General features: G+C 38.8%; 16 protein-coding genes and 1 riboswitch. Of the genes, 5 read left to right on the forward strand and 11 right to left on the reverse strand.

Annotation, left to right across the window (positions count from 1 at the left end):
• The first annotated feature begins 250 nt into the window (after positions 1-250).
• A complete protein-coding gene (locus PMI13_RS12295) occupies positions 251-3,031 on the forward strand; it encodes a bifunctional aconitate hydratase 2/2-methylisocitrate dehydratase (protein ID WP_007844138.1) in 2,781 nt (926 codons plus the stop codon).
• A 50-nt stretch (positions 3,032-3,081) separates the two neighbouring features.
• Positions 3,082-5,349 carry an aconitate hydratase gene (locus PMI13_RS12300; RefSeq protein ID WP_007844140.1) on the forward strand — a complete coding sequence of 756 codons (2,268 nt, stop codon included), beginning with the start codon at positions 3,082-3,084 and terminating at the stop codon, positions 5,347-5,349.
• 131 nt (positions 5,350-5,480) lie between these two features.
• Here the strand turns inward: PMI13_RS12300 and PMI13_RS12305 are convergent, their stop codons facing one another.
• Positions 5,481-6,158, reverse strand: coding sequence for a LytR/AlgR family response regulator transcription factor (locus tag PMI13_RS12305; protein WP_007844143.1), 678 nt, complete (start codon positions 6,156-6,158; stop codon positions 5,481-5,483).
• Positions 6,151-7,170, reverse strand: a complete 1,020-nt coding sequence (locus PMI13_RS12310; RefSeq protein ID WP_034669914.1) for a sensor histidine kinase — start codon at positions 7,168-7,170, stop codon at positions 6,151-6,153. The genes PMI13_RS12305 and PMI13_RS12310 overlap by 8 nt, the downstream gene beginning before the upstream one ends.
• Before the next feature lie 189 nt (positions 7,171-7,359).
• Between PMI13_RS12310 and PMI13_RS12315 the strand changes: the two genes are divergently transcribed.
• From PMI13_RS12315 to PMI13_RS12325, 3 genes are all read left to right on the forward strand, one after another.
• On the forward strand, positions 7,360-9,483 hold the full coding sequence (locus tag PMI13_RS12315) for a TonB-dependent receptor domain-containing protein (protein ID WP_007844147.1): 2,124 nt from the start codon (positions 7,360-7,362) through the stop codon (positions 9,481-9,483).
• Positions 9,484-9,511: 28 nt separating this feature from the next.
• Entirely contained in the window at positions 9,512-10,351 is an 840-nt protein-coding gene (locus PMI13_RS12320; protein WP_007844148.1) for a DUF5694 domain-containing protein, read from the forward strand.
• 451 nt (positions 10,352-10,802) lie between these two features.
• Positions 10,803-10,997 carry a hypothetical protein gene (locus tag PMI13_RS12325; protein WP_034669905.1) on the forward strand — a complete coding sequence of 65 codons (195 nt, stop codon included), beginning with the start codon at positions 10,803-10,805 and terminating at the stop codon, positions 10,995-10,997.
• Between the two features lie 106 nt (positions 10,998-11,103).
• Here the strand turns inward: PMI13_RS12325 and PMI13_RS12330 are convergent, their stop codons facing one another.
• From PMI13_RS12330 to PMI13_RS12370, 9 genes are all read right to left on the reverse strand, one after another.
• Complete coding sequence (locus tag PMI13_RS12330; RefSeq protein WP_007844152.1) at positions 11,104-11,814, reverse strand: HesA/MoeB/ThiF family protein; 711 nt, start codon at positions 11,812-11,814, stop codon at positions 11,104-11,106.
• A gap of 6 nt (positions 11,815-11,820) precedes the next feature.
• Complete coding sequence (gene thiH, locus PMI13_RS12335) at positions 11,821-12,945, reverse strand: 2-iminoacetate synthase ThiH (RefSeq protein ID WP_007844154.1); 1,125 nt, start codon at positions 12,943-12,945, stop codon at positions 11,821-11,823.
• Between the two features lie 8 nt (positions 12,946-12,953).
• Positions 12,954-13,727, reverse strand: a complete 774-nt coding sequence (locus PMI13_RS12340; RefSeq protein WP_007844155.1) for a thiazole synthase — start codon at positions 13,725-13,727, stop codon at positions 12,954-12,956.
• Positions 13,724-14,338, reverse strand: a complete 615-nt coding sequence (locus PMI13_RS12345) for a thiamine phosphate synthase (protein WP_007844156.1) — start codon at positions 14,336-14,338, stop codon at positions 13,724-13,726. The genes PMI13_RS12340 and PMI13_RS12345 overlap by 4 nt, the downstream gene beginning before the upstream one ends.
• Positions 14,339-14,340: 2 nt before the next feature.
• On the reverse strand, positions 14,341-14,934 hold the full coding sequence (locus PMI13_RS12350) for a thiamine phosphate synthase (RefSeq protein ID WP_007844157.1): 594 nt from the start codon (positions 14,932-14,934) through the stop codon (positions 14,341-14,343).
• Complete coding sequence (thiC, locus tag PMI13_RS12355) at positions 14,931-16,742, reverse strand: phosphomethylpyrimidine synthase ThiC (protein ID WP_007844158.1); 1,812 nt, start codon at positions 16,740-16,742, stop codon at positions 14,931-14,933. Before thiC ends, PMI13_RS12350 begins: the two co-directional genes overlap by 4 nt.
• Positions 16,743-16,770: 28 nt before the next feature.
• Entirely contained in the window at positions 16,771-16,977 is a 207-nt protein-coding gene (thiS, locus tag PMI13_RS12360; protein WP_007844159.1) for a sulfur carrier protein ThiS, read from the reverse strand.
• 60 nt (positions 16,978-17,037) lie between these two features.
• A riboswitch (TPP riboswitch) is annotated at positions 17,038-17,134 on the reverse strand.
• Positions 17,135-17,351: 217 nt separating this feature from the next.
• The gene (locus tag PMI13_RS12365; protein WP_007844161.1) at positions 17,352-18,029 is read right to left on the reverse strand and encodes an RluA family pseudouridine synthase; all 678 of its coding nucleotides are present in this window, start codon (positions 18,027-18,029) and stop codon (positions 17,352-17,354) included.
• Positions 18,030-18,347, reverse strand: coding sequence for a hypothetical protein (locus tag PMI13_RS12370; protein ID WP_007844163.1), 318 nt, complete (start codon positions 18,345-18,347; stop codon positions 18,030-18,032).

Raw genomic sequence — 18,347 nt, forward strand, 5'->3', positions numbered from 1 at the left:
TATTAGAAATTCGTAAATTTGGGAACACTTTTTAAGCGTTTGATAATTTCTAAAACGTTTTTGAGACAGATATTATCTTACAATTTTAAACGGGGTGTAGGTTATACTCATTCTACTCCGGTTCGTGTTGTGATTCAAAATGCGACATCTCAAAATAGCATTATTGTAATTTTTACAGACTGGTATAGAAAAAATGGCAGTACAGAAGACTGCTTTAATAACCTAAATTTAATATTGAAAAGACTTCTATATGAATATTTATAAGGATTACATCAAAGAGATTGAAGAAAGAAAAAACCATGAGCTTCATCCAAAACCGATTGATGGTGCTGAATTATTAAGCGAAATTATTGCACAAATCAAAGATTCAGGTAATGCAGACAGAGCTGATTCTCTTAAATTTTTTATTTACAATACTTTACCCGGAACGACAAGCGCAGCAGGTGTAAAAGCTAAATTTTTAAAAGAGATCATTCTTGGTGAATCCGTAGTAGAAGAAATATCACCGGCCTTTGCCTTTGAACTGCTATCTCACATGAAAGGAGGTAAATCGATCGAGGTATTGCTGGACCTGGCCTTGGGGAATGATGCAGCTATTGCTAAAGAAGCAGCAAACGTTCTTAAAACACAGGTTTTCCTTTATGATGCAGATACTAACCGTCTAAAGGAGGCATTCGACAGCGGTAACGAAATCGCAAAAGAAATCATTGAAAGCTATGCAAAAGCAGAGTTTTTCACTAAACTACCGGACGTTGCAGAAGAAATTAAAGTGGTTACATTCATCGCTGGTGAAGGTGACATTTCGACTGATTTACTTTCTCCGGGTAACCAGGCTCACTCAAGATCAGACCGTGAGCTCCATGGTAAATGTATGATTACTCCTCAGGCACAGGAGGAAATCAGAGCCCTTCAGGCTCAACATCCGGATAAAAGCGTGATGCTGATTGCTGAAAAAGGCACCATGGGTGTAGGCTCATCAAGAATGTCTGGAGTAAATAATGTGGCTTTATGGACCGGTAAACAGGCTAGCCCTTATATTCCATTCGTAAATATTGCTCCTATTGTTGGAGGAACAAACGGGATTTCCCCGATTTTCCTTACTACAGTAGACGTTACAGGTGGTATTGGTATTGACCTTAAAAACTGGGTGAAAAAACTGGATGCAGAAGGTAACCCGACCCGTAATGAAAACGGAGAACCAATTCTTGAAGAAGCATACTCTGTTGCTACAGGAACCGTACTTACCATCAATACAAAAACAAAAAAACTTTATAACGGAGACCAGGAATTAATCGATATTTCGAAGGCATTCACTCCACAGAAAGTTGAATTTATCAAAGCCGGCGGATCTTATGCGATCGTGTTCGGTAAAAAGCTACAGACATTTGCCGCGAAACTTTTAGGAATAGAAACACCTCCTGTTTTTGCTCCATCAAAAGAAATTTCCCATGACGGGCAAGGTCTTACAGCAGTAGAAAAAATCTTCAACAGAAATGCTGTCGGCACAACACCGGGAAAAGTATTACACGCCGGTTCGGATGTTCGTGTAGAAGTGAATATTGTTGGTTCACAGGATACCACAGGCCTCATGACTTCTCAGGAACTTGAATCTATGGCAGCAACAGTGATTTCGCCAATTGTTGACGGTGCTTACCAATCAGGATGCCACACTGCTTCAGTATGGGATAAAAAAGCTCAGGCAAACATTCCAAAGCTGATGAAATTCATGAATGATTTCGGTTTGATCACTGCCCGTGACCCGAAAGGTGAATACCATTCAATGACTGACGTAATTCACAAGGTTCTTAATGATATTACTGTAGACGAATGGGCCATCATTATCGGTGGTGATTCTCATACAAGAATGTCTAAAGGAGTTGCTTTTGGAGCAGACTCCGGAACTGTTGCTCTTGCACTGGCTACCGGTGAGGCATCTATGCCGATTCCTGAATCTGTAAAAGTAACCTTCAAAGGAAACATGAAAGAACATATGGATTTCCGTGATGTAGTTCATGCAACCCAGGCTCAGATGCTTAAACAGTTCGGTGGAGAAAACGTATTCCAGGGCAGAATTATTGAGGTTCACATCGGAACTCTTCCTGCTGACCAGGCATTCACATTTACAGACTGGACTGCAGAGATGAAGGCTAAAGCTTCCATCAATATTTCCGAAGACAATACCCTGATTGAATCATTGGAAATTGCGAAAGGCAGGATCCAGATCATGATTGACAAAGGTATGGATAATCACAACCAGGTTCTTCAAGGGTTAATCAATAAAGCGGACAAAAGAATTGCAGAGATTAAGTCTGGTGAAAAACCTGCTTTAGCTCCTGATGTGAATGCCAAATATTATGCTGAAGTGGTTGTAGATCTTGATGCAATTGTAGAACCTATGATCGCAGACCCTGATGTAAACAACGACGATGTTTCTAAACGATATACTCACGATACGATCAGAGCTCTTTCTTACTATGGCGGGGATAAAAAAGTAGATCTTGGCTTTGTAGGATCTTGTATGGTTCACAAAGGGGATTTGAAAATCGTTTCCCAAATGCTTAGAAACCTTGAAAAACAACAAGGTAAAGTAGAATTTAATGCTCCACTTGTGGTGGCAGCACCTACCTATAATATCATTGATGAATTAAAAGCGGAAGGAGACTGGGAACTGCTGGAAAAATATTCCGGCTTCGAATTCGATGATAATGCCCCTAAAGGCGAGGCCCGTGTGGAATACAAAAACGTAATGTACCTTGAGCGTCCCGGATGTAATCTTTGTATGGGTAATCAGGAAAAAGCTGCTAAAGGAGATACGGTACTGGCAACTTCTACCCGTCTTTTCCAGGGAAGAGTAGTTGAAGATTCTGAACGTAAAAAAGGAGAATCTCTACTTGCATCAACACCTGTTGTTGTTTTATCTGCTATCATTGGAAGAATTCCTAATATAGATGAATATAAAGCTGCAGTTGAGGGTATCGACCTGACTAAGTTTACACCTCCTATCAAGGAATTGGTTAAAGTTGGCCATTAATACTTCAGCTGTAGATAAGCATAAATGTATAAACATTAATTCTAAGAGATATGACTTTTGATATTGATATGATCAAAAAAGTGTATGAACGTTACCCGGAAAGGATTGCTGCTGCAAGACAAGTTGTGGGAAAACCGCTTACACTTTCAGAAAAAATCCTTTATACCCACCTTTGGGAAGGGAATGCTACCCAGGCACATGAGAGAGGAAACTCTTACGTAGATTTTGCACCGGACAGAGTAGCTATGCAGGATGCAACTGCCCAGATGGCCCTTTTGCAATTTATGCAGGCCGGAAAATCTAAGGTAGCAGTTCCTTCAACAGCACATGCAGACCACCTGATCCAGGCGAAAGTAGGTGCTGATAAAGATTTACAGGAAGGTATCAACAAAAACTCCGAGGTTTTCAACTTCCTGAGTTCTGTCTGTGATAAATATGGAATCGGGTTCTGGAAACCGGGAGCAGGGATCATCCACCAGGTTGTTTTGGAAAACTATGCATTTCCCGGAGGTATGATGATCGGTACTGACTCTCACACCGTAAATGCCGGCGGACTTGGTATGGTAGCCATTGGTGTAGGTGGTGCTGATGCAGTAGATGTAATGGCAGGAATGGCATGGGAGCTTAAAATGCCTAAACTTATCGGTGTAAAATTAACCGGTAAAATGAACGGATGGACTTCTGCAAAAGATGTTATCCTTAAAGTAGCCGGAATCCTTACAGTAAAAGGAGGAACAGGATGTATCGTAGAATATTTCGGAGAAGGGGCACAATCTCTTTCTGCAACCGGAAAAGGTACTATCTGTAACATGGGTGCTGAAATCGGAGCGACCACTTCCACTTTCGGATACGATGATTCAATGAGAAGATATCTGGCTGCTACGGGAAGACAGGATGTAGTGGATGCAGCTGACAAAATCGCTGACCACTTAACGGGTGATGCTGAAGTATATGCAAACCCTGAGCAATATTTCGATCAGGTAATTGAAATCAACCTTTCTGAGCTGGCTCCCCATTTGAACGGGCCTTTCACTCCGGATCTGGCAACTCCTGTTTCTGAATTCAGAGCTAAAGCTGAAGCTAACGGATGGCCGCTTGAGGTTGAATGGGCATTGATCGGATCTTGTACCAACTCTTCTTATGAAGATTTATCAAGAGCTGCTTCAATTGTTGAAGATGCAGTGGCAAAAGGGGTTAAGCCTAAAGCAATCTTAGGAATCAACCCTGGATCTGAGCAGGTAAAATTTACAGCAGAAAGAGACGGTTTCTTAGATTCTTTCAGAAAATTTGAAAACGCAAGAATTTTTACTAATGCCTGTGGACCTTGTATCGGGCAGTGGGACAGAGAAGGGGCTGAAAAAGGAGAGAAAAACTCTATTATTCACTCTTTCAACAGAAACTTCGCAAAGAGAGCTGACGGTAATCCGAATACCCATGCATTTGTAGCCTCTCCGGAAATGGTAGCTGCTGTTGCCATCTCAGGAAGATTAGACTTCAATCCGATTACAGATACTTTAACGAATGAAGCCGGTGAACAGATAAAATTAAATGAACCTCAAGGTTATGAGCTGCCTGAAAAAGGATTTGCTGTAGATGATAACGGATACCAGGCACCATCTGAAGACGGATCTTCAGTAGTGGTAAATGTAAGCCCTACATCGGACAGGCTTCAATTATTAGAAGAATTCCCGGCCTGGAACGGTAAAAATATTGAAGGAGCCAAAGTTTTAATTAAAGCTTTCGGAAAATGTACTACCGACCACATCTCTATGGCTGGACCATGGCTGAAATACAGAGGTCACCTTGATAATATTTCAAATAACATGTTAATTGGCGCAGTAAATGCCTATAACATGGAAACCAACCATGTTAAAAACGAACTGACAGGTGAATACGGTGAAGTACCTGCCGTACAGAGAGCCTACAAAGCTGCAGGAATCCCTACTATCGTTGTGGGAGACCAGAACTACGGTGAAGGGTCATCGAGAGAGCACGCAGCCATGGAACCAAGACATCTTGGAGTAAAAGCCGTATTGGTAAAATCTTTCGCAAGAATCCATGAAACAAACCTTAAAAAACAAGGTATGCTTGGATTAACTTTTGCCAATGAAGCTGATTATGATAAAATTCTGGAAGATGACACCGTTAACTTCTTAGATTTAGATCAGTTCGCACCCGGAAAACAATTAACTTTAGAGTTTGTACATGCAGATGGAACCAAAGACATCATCATGGCCAACCATACTTATAACGATCAGCAAATTGATTGGTTTAAAGCGGGTTCTGCTCTGAACTTAATCAAACAACAGGAAAAATAAGATTAATTGTTAGATTAATTAATATAAAGGCGACTTCATTTGATGAAGTCGTTTTTTTTTGTTGGACTATGGTAATAAACCTTATAGGTTTTAAAAAACAATAAGGTTTATAATATCAGTTTTAAAAAATCTCATTTTAATTTATCCAGAAGACCTGCCCTGTAACTCTCTCCAATAGGGATCTCATACTCAGGAAGAATGACTTTTTTAGCCCCGATACTTTTAACTTTTTCTATATTAACAATAAAAGATTTATGAATCCGTACAAATTTTTCAGAAAGCTGGCTTTCCATAGATTTAAGCGTATCCAGAACAATATATTCATCATTTTCCGTCCGGATGTTAACATAATCTTTGATACTTTCAACGTAAAGAATTTCATGAAAACCGATACGATGTCTTTGTCCGGAGGATTTCACAAAGAAATGGGTATTTTCTCCCTGTGGAAAAGAAAATCGTTCCTGGGCTTTCAGTACACTTTTTTGAAACCTTTCAAAGGAAATAGGCTTCAAAAGGTAGTCTACAATATTATGTTCATAGCCTTCCAATGCATATTCGGAATAAGCTGTTGTTAAAATATATTTTTGATCAGCTCCCACAATCTTCATAAAATTGATTCCTGTAAGCTCCGGCATCTGAATATCCAGAAAGATAAGGTCTGAATCATTTTTCTGCAGATATTCCAAGGCCTGAATAGGATTTTCTGTAGAGTAAACCAATTCAAGAAAAGGAATTTTTTCTACATAATGTTCCAAAAGAGAGATTGCCAATGGCTCGTCATCCACAATGATGCATTTTATCCTATCCATTTCTTAAATCAATTTTTAAATCTACAATAAATTCCGTTTCCGAATCTTTGATCTTAAGCTCATGCTTGGGGTACAAAATTTCCAGTCTTTTTTTCACATTCTGAATTCCAATTCCCGAAACAACATCCTTCATTTTCTTTGTTTTATAATTAAAAAGATAAAAATGCAAAACCTCATCATGATCTGAGATCTTCATTTCAAAACCGTTGTCACGGAAATCACCGTGCTTGAAAGCATTTTCCACAAAAGGGACCAGCAGCATCGGTGATATTTTCAGGTGAGAATGTTGAATATTTTTCTCTATGATCAACAGTTCCGGGTTTCTGATCCTAAGCTTCTCCAGGGCAATAAGACTGTCAATATATCCAATTTCCTTATCCAAAGAAATGGTGTCTTCTTCAAGATCTTTTGTGCTGTATCTCAACAGTTGTCCAAGCTCTTCAATAGCAGGGAGCGCTTTATCCGACTTCTGATAGACAAGTGAGTAGATATTATTTAAAGAATTAAAAATAAAATGCGGATTGATCTGGGTTTTCAAAGCCTGAAGCTCAGCTTGTTTTTTTTCGATCAGAAGCTGCTTTTTATCATTTTCAGCCACTCCATATTTCTCCAGTATCCATAGAATGCCGGCAATAAAAGTAGTCAGAGAGCTATTGTATATATTATCGAAGAGATAGTAGAGAAGTCCCGTATTTTCATCATAATTGCGAAAGCCAAGAGTAGAAGGCAGGATCAGTTCTTCCAAAATATATCTCATACTGGCAAAACACAGCAGCGTCAGAATAAAAACGAAAACTGCCGAATACAATTTCTCAAGTTTAAAAACCTTTGGGAAAATAAAGAAATACGAAATATAGAATGTCGTAATTTTTACAATAAAAAATGTAATCCTCAGAATGTGCATTTCACGACGATTGGTCTCCGGGACAAAAAAATTAGGAGTAATGACAGTTCCTATAAAATTGAACCCCCAGTAAATAATTTGAAGCCAGATAATTTGCTTTTTACTCATATTCAAATATAAACCTCTAAAGGCATAATTCATCTATTGTTTTCGACAAAAACCTGTTTTTTTCCGACGAAATTTATTTGATACACAGAATTCTGCACTTCATCTAAAATCTGTTTTATCGACAATTGTCATCCCATATTTTTGCCAGAGAAATGTAATATAATTATCATTTAATCTGTCATTTATAATATGAAAAAACACATTTTATTGATAGCCAGCCTTGTCTGTTTTTTTTCAACAGCACAAACCAAAGACACCGTTAAAGTCTACAAAATAGAAGCAGTTACTGTGAATGGTAAAAAGGCTCTGGTAGAACGTAAAGTAGACCGGCTGGTTTATAATGTTCAAAATTCTATGCTTTCACAAGGAAGTTCCGGAACTGAGGTTCTTGCCGGCACTCCTTTACTGCAGGTAGATGAAAATAAAGGTCTTCTTTCCATAGCGGGGAAAAATGGGGTTTCTGTAATGGTCAATGACCGGATACTTAATCTTTCCGGGTCTGAGCTGATCAACTACCTTCGAAATCTGCGCTCTGAAAATATTCTGAAAATTGAAGTAATAACGACTCCTCCTGCCAAATACGAAGCTCAGGGAAACAGCGGAATCATCAATATCGTTCTTAAAAAGAACCAGAATCTTGGATGGAACGGCTACCTGAACACCAATTATATTCAAAAAACATATGCTGCTTTCAATAGTGTCGCAGGTGTGAACTATCAGAATGAAAAGATAAAAGCTTCGGTGAAAGTCCAGGGATATGACGGAGACAAAAGATCAGTGGAAAATTATAAAATAAACGGTCAAAATTCCTCTATAAGCAGAGATGAAAGGAGGGATATGAATGACGGATTGGGACTGAATGCTAATTTTGATTATTCTCTTACTAAAAACTCCAATATCGGATTAGTATATGATATTTCGAAGGGACATTCTAATATGGATATCAATTCGAAACAAAACTATTTCACCAACAATACTCCTACTTTACAAACAGATACGGATTCCAAGCACCGTTCTGCCTTTACTTCACAAATGCTGAATTTATATTTTGACCAGAAATTAGGAGAACATAAGCTAAGCCTAGGTGCCAATTATTATGGAAATCTACCGGATACTGAAGTTAATTTTACCACAAGAAATATTGCCAACAATTCAACACAGGTCGTAAGAAATCTTTCATCTGTGGATTATAAAATATATTCCGGTCAAGCAGATTTAACATTAAATTTCAAAAAAATCCAATTGGAAACCGGAGCAAAATACAGTCAGTTTTCAAATAATTCGAACATCAGATATTTCAATTTCACCAATGGTGATTATATTATAGATCCTGCCAGAAGTAATCTGTTTGATTATAAAGAAAAGAATTATGCTGCGTATCTTAGTGCCAGTAAAGATCTTGGAGACAAATGGTCTGTGAAGGCAGGGCTTCGTTATGAATATACACAAACCAACGGATTCTCACCTACTACACAATCTCAGTCCGAAAATAATTATGGTAAATTTTTCCCGACAGCCTATCTGTCTTATAAAGTCAATGATAACAATCAGTTCAGTGTTAATTATTCCCGGAGAATCAACCGTCCTTATTTCCGGGCTTTAGATCCGTTCCGGTGGTATTCCAATCCGAATACCTATTATTCCGGAAATCCAAGTCTTCAGCCTTCTTTTAATCACAATATCGAACTCAACTATATCTTTAAAAATAAATTTTCTGCCAATCTTTATTACCAGAGAACAACGAATAATTTTGACCAGATTACATCCCTGACCGGAATTGATCTCATTAGCACATTTGAGAATTACTACAATCAGGATAATTACGGGATCAATTTGAATTATACAGATATTTTCTTCAAGATATGGGAAAGCAATATTTCAACTTCGTTCAGTTATAATGAGACTCAGATTACAAAGTTCAATGCAGTTCCTAAAAACGGACAGTCTTTCTATTATTCCATTAACAATACTTTACAGCTGAATAAAGCTAAAACATTCATGCTATTTGTCAACTACTGGCAGAACCTTCCTTCCCGTGATGGCTATACTGCTGTAAGAAACAGAGCAAGCCTTGATGCCGGAGTAAAGATGAGCTTTGTGGGAAAAACACTTCAAGTTAACCTTTCGGTGAGTGATATTTTTAAACAATCCGGATATAAGGGAGATATGTATTTTACAGATAATACACAGTCATTCAACAACTATTGGGATGCCAGAAGAATGACGCTCAGCATTACCTATAATTTTGGAAACCAGAAAATAAAATCAAATACCAGAGCAGTGAATTTCGAAGAGAAAAACCGTGCACAATAATTTAATACTAATTAAAAAAAATAAACTCATGAAAACTTTTATTTATATTTTTCTTGTATGTCTTTCTACATCGGTATTTGCTCAAAAAAAGCCTTCAGATTATTTTAAAAATTCAAAGACGAAAGTTTTGGTTGTCGGCTCATTTCATTTTGATTATCCTAATCTGGATGCCCATAAAACCAATAAGGAAGATCAGGTAGATGTACTTTCTCCAAAAGCAGCAAAAGAAGTCACCGAGCTTGTAGAATATATCAAAAGATTTAAGCCTACAAAGATTACAATAGAAGCCTGGCCAAGCTGGAACGCCAATCAAAAGCTGAAGGAATACAACGAAGGTAAACACCGTGACAAAAGAGATGAGCGTTATCAGCTTGCTATGAGAATAGCCAATGAACTTAAAATAAATGAATTGTTCAGCATTGACGCAGAATCCATTCTGGATGACCTTGAAAAACATTTTGGCAAAACTGATTCTGCATTTTTTAAAAATCTCAGCAAGGATTATGATTTCAGAAGTGATGATCCGATATCTCAGCAATTTATTGCCTTCTACAAGAGTTCTGAGCCTAAAAATTTCAAATCTCTTTTAGACACTTTTACTTATATGAATTCTAAAGAAAGTCATCAATACGGATACGGTGCCTATTTGAGCGGTGATTTCAAACTGAGAGAATATGATGGTGCAGATATGCTTGCGCTTTATTGGTACAGCAGAAACCTGAGAATGTTCCGTAATATTCAAAACATCCCTCACAACGGTGAAGACAGAATTCTTGTGATTGCCGGAAATGGGCATGCGGCGGTATTACGGCAGCTTTTTACCTCTTCCGCAGAATATGATTTCACTGAGTTTTCTTCACTGAAATAAATAAAAATGACGGGCAATGACTTTTGTCTAACAAATAAAAAAGACAAAGATTCGATCTCTACAATATCTGCATCGGTCACCACCTTACCAAAGACAGAATTACACAGTACGAAAAAGTAAAGCCTGGAACCCTTACCGTGTTGGCTTACCAATTTAGGAGACAGATGGATATCCCCGGCTCTTTTGGTCTGATTACCGGGAGCAAGTTGGCAAATGAAGCAGAATATAAGTAACAGGTTATCCTTAACAGATATTCTATAAACTTAATATTGAAAATATATAAACTTAAACAAGTTCTGATATTTCTTAAAATTTTACAGTAACAAATGATTTTTTTACGCCTAACTGAAAAGTAGTAAAAAAACATTATGAAAAAAACTATATTCATTTTATTATCCTTATGACTTTTGCCCAGGAGAAAAACTGCAACCGGTAAAAGAGAAGCAGATAGATGGCGTTACGATCACTAAAACTAAAAAAATCGTTGAACAAAACCCCGAACCATACCATATTCGGTTTTTCTGAACAGCCACAACTTAATAACGGCAATGTACTTGAGGAAATTAAAAAACTTCCGGGACTTGTTGCTGCTACAGATATTGCGGGAATGATGTACCAAGGGAAAAATGCTGGACGTATATCTTAAACAACATCAAAAAAAGAAAATAACAGAGTGATGATTAATTTTAATATAGCTTAAGATTCGGCGGCGGGCAAAGCCCGCCGCCGAATTCTTTTAAAACAATATAATTTCAGAAATCTATGGTCTGGAATTGCCAGTTTAAAGTATCAGTCAATGTGATCTGATTCGTCGTTACCGGCAGACCTGTGATTATTTTTAAAGCCAGATGTGCCATCATGCTTCCTACAATTCCCGGCAATGATCCCAGCACTCCAAGGCTGTCACAATCGGGAACATCTTCATCAAACGGCGGTTCAGGGAAAAGGTCTCTTAAATTTTTACTTCTTTTATAATTGAATACAGCCACTTGTCCTGAAAATCCCTGTACACTTCCATAGACTAAAGGTTTATTTATCTTTACACATACATCATTGATAAGATACCTGCTGGTGAAATTATCTGAGCCATCAACAATAATATCATACCGGGAAAGGAGTTCTTCTGCATTGAAAGTCTGTATTTTGTCTTCAATGCCGATGTAATTGACCTGATGATTCAGTTTCTTAACAAAGCTTTCTGCACTTTTCACCTTTGAGGTTCCTACACTGTTTTCATTGTGAATAACCTGACGATTTAGATTATGCAATTCTACCGTGTCAAAATCTACAATTCCTAAAGTACCCACACCTGCAGCTGCCAGATATTGAATCACAGGGCTTCCCAGCCCTCCGGCACCGACAACGAGTACTTTTGCAGCTCTGATTTTTCTCTGCCCTTCTATACCTATTTCATCAATAAATATCTGGCGGCTGTATCTGGAAAAAAGATCTTCATTTTTCATTCCCAACTATATTTTACACCCGTTATACACCGGATCCCAATCCTTCATTACGGGATCATAACCGGCTGCTTTGATCATTTGTTTTACCATATCCATGCTCCTTTCATCGCTGGTCTCAAATTGTTCCAAGGACTGCTTGTCAACTGCATATCCTCCGGGATTGGTTTTTGACCCGGCACTCATCGCTGTTGCTCCTAAAGAAACAATGTGATTCCTGAATTTTTCATTTTCCCTGGTGGAAACGGATATTTCAAGATCTTCATTCCATATTCTGTAAGCACAGATCAGCTGTAAGAGATCTTTATCTTCCATAATGAAATTGGGTTCAATAATTCCTTCCGCGGGCCTCAGTCTTGGAAATGATACGGAAAAACGGCTCTGCCAGTATTGTTTTTGCAGGTGATCGATATGTAGGGCATTAAAGAAACTATCTACCCTCCAGTCTTCTAGGCCAAGTAATACTCCCAGACCGATTTTATGAATTCCTGCCTTTCCTATCCTGTCCGGTGTTTCAAGGCGAAAATCAAAATTTGATTTCTTTCCTTTCGGATGGTAGTGTTTATAGACTTCCTGATGATAAGTTTCCTGATACACCAATACCGAATGCACTCCTTCCTGATGCAGCCATTCATATTCTTCTTCTGACAAGGGTTGTACTTCTATTGAAATATTGGCAAAATGAGGTTTCAGTAACCGCACAGCATTAAGAAAATAATCAATCCCCACAGTTTTATTTGCTTCTCCACTTACTAATAGTACATGGTTGACACCCATTGATTTGAGGACCATTGCTTCTATCATGATCTCTGTATCAGTAAGGGTTTTTCTTTTAAGCTTATTATCTAAACTGAAACCACAATAGGTACAGATATTCTGACATTCATTGCTCAGATACAGAGGTGCATAAAGCTGGATGGTTTTACCGAAACGTTTCCGGGTAATTGAACGTGTCATATTAGCCATCACCTCGAGCTTTTCAGCAGCTGCTTCTGAAATTAAATTTAAAAAGTCATCAACTGTTTTCTGCTTTTTCTGCAGGCTGTATTCTACATCAGAAAGAGTAACATTTTCAAGCTTCAGCTTTATTTCTTCCCAATGGTACCGTTTAAAAACCTCATCAAACTTAATCATAGCCAATCTTATTCAAACAAAAAAGAAGTTAGCGGACTGGAAGCCTCGGCATGCCGGCTGATCATTCCTAATCCTGATTCATAAGCCCTTCTTCCTGCAATAACACCTTCTTTAAATGCCAATGCCATATTCACAGGATCTTTTGCCACCGCAATTGCCGTATTCACCAAAACGGCATCAGCTCCAATTTCCATTGCTTTTGCAGCATCGGAAGGTGCTCCTATTCCGGCATCTACCACAACAGGAACATTGCTCTGACTGATAATAATTTCTAAAAAATCAAGCGTACGAAGTCCTTTATTCGTTCCTATCGGAGCTCCCAAAGGCATCACGACTGCCGTTCCTGCATTTTCCAGACGTTTACATAAAACCGGGTCTGCATGAATGTATGGCATTACGATAAAACCGAGTTTGGCCAGCTCTTCAGTGGCATAAAGGGTTTCAATCGGGTCGGGTAACAGATATTTCGGATCGGGATGAATTTCCAATTTTACCCAATTTGTTTCCAGGGCTTCTCTTGCCAGCTGGGCTGCTAATACTGCTTCCTTTGCAGTACGGGCACCCGAGGTATTGGGCAGGAGATGTGTATTTGCCGGCTTCAGCGCATTCAACAGGTCATCTTCAGACGAATTGATATCGATTCTTTTTAATGCCATTGTTACCATATCTGTTTCTGAAGCAATGATAGATTGCGTCATTTCCGTTAAATTTCCAAACTTGCCGGTTCCCAGGAAAAGCCTGGATTCAAAAATCCGGTCTGCTATTGTTAGTGTCTGATTCATTTCATGAGTTTTATAAATTCATTTACGATAGATGGCTGGCTGGTAATCTGTCCGGAAACAGCCACTCCGTAAATTCCGGTTGATTGTAATAATTCTATATCGTTTAAGACGATTCCGCCTATCGCATAAATTTTTGGAATGCTGATAGACGACTCTTTTAAATCCCTAATAATCTGCTGATAGCCTTCAAATCCTAAAACAGGACTAAGTTTTTCTTTTGTAGCCGTAAATCTTAACGGTCCAAGACCGATATAATTGCATTGTTCTTCTATTCTCTGAAGCACATCAGCCAATGTATTCGCTGTACCGCCGATTATTTTATTCCGTCCAAGAATTTTCCTCGCTTCGGGGATGGAAGTATCATCTAACCCTAAATGTACACCGTCTGCATCCATTCTTTTAGCCACCTGTACATGATCATTAATGATACATACCGCCTGATATTCTTTGCATAGTAGCTGTGTTTTAACACAAAGCTCTTCAAATTCCCTTTCAGGAGCATTTTTCCAGCGTACCTGCACCCATTTTACACCGGCATCCAGTGCTTTACGGATATTCAATTCCTGATCTTCTTTTATATTTCCATGAGAGATATATTGTATTTTTTCCATGATCAATTTTGAGTGGCCATTATATTCCTGCATTTCCTGAAAACTTCCACAGGACGACGGTCCTGCCACACCGCTCCCAACAGAGCTATTCCATTGATATTCTCAGTCAGTAATTCATTACAATTGGTTTCATTAATTCCGCCTAAAGCAATTAATTTAACATCCGGATTATTCCGTTGCCTGCTTTTTTCCCGGATTGCTGCTCTGTTGCCATAACCCTTTTTTGAAATACTCGGATAAAATGGACTCAAGAATGCATATTCCCAATGATCATCCAAAACGTTGAAAGTCTCAATATCATGGACTGATGTGGATCGTAAGTAATCCGGGAAAGACTCCGGATACTTTTTATTCTGACGGTCAGCTTCCCTGATGTGTACTCTGGAAATACCGTATTTTGATGCTAATTCAAAATGACTGTGCAATACGACCTGTGAAAGAAAAGCTTTATCAATTTTGTTTAAAAAAGCTTCCATCTCCGGGCTATTCATCAAAGGTTTTCTCACATGAAGCATATCCAGCCCCTCCTGAAACATTTCATTGATATGATATATTTCATCGGGGATACATTCTTCAGGGGTTATCACGATAATCATAGGTAAATTTCCTTTCCGTTCTCAATAAACTCCATTGATTTATCAAGCATTCCTTTTTCTGCTGATTCCCTGATTTCCTGCGTAATTTTCATCGAGCAGAATTTTGGCCCGCACATTGAGCAGAAATGAGCGATTTTAGCACCTTCAGCAGGCAATGTCTCATCATGATAAGCTCTTGCCGTATCGGGATCTAAAGAAAGATTAAACTGATCTTCCCATCTGAATTCAAACCTGGCTTTACTTAAAGCATTGTCTCTGTATTGTGCTCCCGGATGACCTTTTGCCAGATCTGCCGCATGTGCCGCCAGCTTGTAGGTAATTACCCCGTCTTTTACATCTTTCTTATTCGGAAGCCCTAAATGTTCTTTCGGAGTTACATAACAAAGCATGGCACATCCGAACCAGCCTATCATCGCTGCTCCTATCCCGGAAGTAATATGATCATAACCCGGAGCAATATCCGTTGTCAATGGCCCGAGCGTATAAAATGGCGCTTCATGACATTCTTTCAACTGCTTATCCATATTTTCTTTGATCATGTGCATGGGTACGTGCCCTGGTCCTTCAATCATTACCTGTACATTATGTTTCCATGCAATTTTAGTCAACTCTCCCAGGGTTTCCAGCTCTGCAAACTGCGCCGCATCATTGGCGTCTGCTATGGATCCAGGACGAAGGCCATCGCCCAGAGAAAAAGCAACATCATATTTCTTCATGATTTCACAAATCTCCTCGAAATGAGTATACAGAAAATTTTCTTTATGATGATAAAGACACCATTTAGCCATTATAGAGCCTCCTCTGGAAACAATTCCCGTTACACGGTTCGCGGTCAGGTGGATATATCTCAATAAAACTCCGGCATGAATTGTAAAGTAAGAAACTCCCTGCTCCGCCTGTTCTATTAAGGTATCTTTAAAAATTTCCCACGTCAGGTCTTCAGGAACTCCTTTTACTTTTTCCAGGGCCTGGTAAATCGGAACGGTTCCAATCGGTACCGGGCTGTTTCTGATGATCCATTCCCTGGTTTCATGAATATTTTTCCCGGTGGACAAATCCATAATGGTATCTGCTCCCCAGCGGCAGGCCCAGACTGCTTTTTCCACTTCTTCCTCAATGCTTGATGAAACGGCACTATTCCCAATATTGGCATTTATTTTTACCAGAAAATTCCGTCCGATGATCATCGGCTCGCTCTCGGGATGATTGATATTATTGGGAATGATCGCTCTTCCGGCAGCAATTTCATCTCTTACAAATTCGGGAGTGATCTTATTTTTAGGAGTATTTGCTCCGAAGCTATTCCCTGTGTGCTGGGAAGACATTTCCCTGGAAACAGAATCAAGCTGTTCAATCCGTTGATTTTCCCTGATGGCAACATATTCCATTTCAGGAGTAATAATTCCCTGCCTGGCATAAAAAAGCTGGGTTACTTCATGTCTGTCTTTTGCTACTTTCGGTTTATGATTATAGGAAAAGCGAAGCTCATCCAAACGGGAATCTGCCAGACGTGCCCTTCCGTATTCTGAGGATATCTGGTCTAAAATATTTACATCTTCCCTGTTCAGAATCCATTGTTCTCTTATTCTCGGGAGGCCTTTTAAAATATCAATTTCTGCATTTTCATCGGTGTAGGGTCCTGATGTATCATAGATAGTTACGGGAGAATTATGCTCAAGCGTTCCATTGGTAAGCTTTGTTGCACTTAAATGTATTTCCCGCATTCCTACATTGATAGGATATAGTGTTCCTTCAATATAGATTTTCTTAGAGTTCGGAAAAGGCGAACGTGTAATTGAATGCGCCATAAGTAGTTTTGGTATTAATGAGTATGAATTAACCGCCTTGTGTGGCAGCGATAATTAAAATTGAATCCTGATCCTGAAGCAAAGTGCCCGGCCATAACGATATAGGGATAATGCGGTTGTTGAGAGCAACAGCAATCCCTTTCTTCCGGCCCGGAGCTTCCAGGGCCATCAGTGCTTCCAGATTTTCAGGAAGTACATCAAAAGTTTTTCGGTTGTGGTTGATTATAAGTTCCATTCCTATGTTGTATTATATCAACTTCAGGAATGGCTATGATGGTACAATGGAATGTACAACAAAAGTCATCTCACTTTTCCCTACGCTGGTATGATCCAGATCAGGTTCAAAGGGTAAAGTCTCAGTCTGTTTGCTACAGACACCCCTAAAGTATGGGACGAAATTAGGTTATTTTTTTAGAATGGACAAAATTTTAAAATAAAAAAGACTGTTTCAGGTTTGAACAGTCTGTATTTTTATTTAATAACTTATTTATCGCAAGGTCATACAAGGATAAGCCAGCAGAATCTAAATTAAAGATAAACAAAGCCGTTTCACTTATTGATGAAACACAAATGAAACCTGATCAGAATTTATCTTATTGATTATCCAAATTATTCTTCACAGGCTCTCCAGATTGCATCATTCTGCGGAACAGGAGCTATGATTTGAATGTTTTCTTTTGTTACCGGATGAATAAATTCCAGTTTTCTTGCATGAAGATTGATTCCTCCATCGGGATTAGAACGGGGTGCCCCATATTTCAGGTCTCCCTTTATCGGAATTCCTGTTTTAGATAATTGTGCCCGGATCTGATGATGCCTTCCAGTTTCAAGGTCAATTTCAAGAAGCAGGTAATTATCTAGACTTTTAATAACATTATAGGTCAAAATAGCTTCTTTGGCTCCCTCTGTTGCTTTCGGATAAACGATTGCTTTATTATTTTTTTCGTTTTTCTTTAAATAATGAATCAGTCTCAGGGTTTGAGGGATCATTTCTTTCGCTACAACTGCCCAATATGTTTTTTTTATTTCCCGGTTTTTCACCATCTGGGTAAGGCGGGAAAGCGCTTTGGAAGTTTTAGCATAAATCACCAATCCTGAGGTTGGGCGGTCTATACGATGAACCAAACCGAGAAAAACATTCCCCGGTTTGCCATCTCTTTTCTTTATAAATTTTTTTATTGACTCCAGTAATGATTCATCGCCGGTCTTATCCCCCTGTACAAGCTGGCCGACTTTTTTATTGATCACCAGAAGATGGTTGTCTTCATAAACAATCTGTTCCTCCATTTATCTGTTGGGTCTGTTGGATAATGATAAAATAATTCCGCCAAGAAGTCCTAATGTTTTCATTCCTGCCAATCTCGATTCTAAGGGTAAAAATGCTCCGATAATACAAAGTGCTGCGGCAGCATACATCGGATAAACAAAATTTCTGTTTGAAAGAAAAGGAGCCTGAATGGCAAAACTTATTCCTATCAGGATGTAAAATACTCTTCTGGAAAGTATATTGCTGATCTCCGGAGAGAAGAAATTAAACCATCCTGCTGCAAGACAGATCAATGCAATAACGGAAATAACTCCCTGTATAGTCTGTTGGTTTTTCAT

This window comes from Chryseobacterium populi (assembly GCF_000282115.1).
Taxonomy (GTDB): Bacteria; Bacteroidota; Bacteroidia; order Flavobacteriales; family Weeksellaceae; genus Chryseobacterium; species Chryseobacterium populi.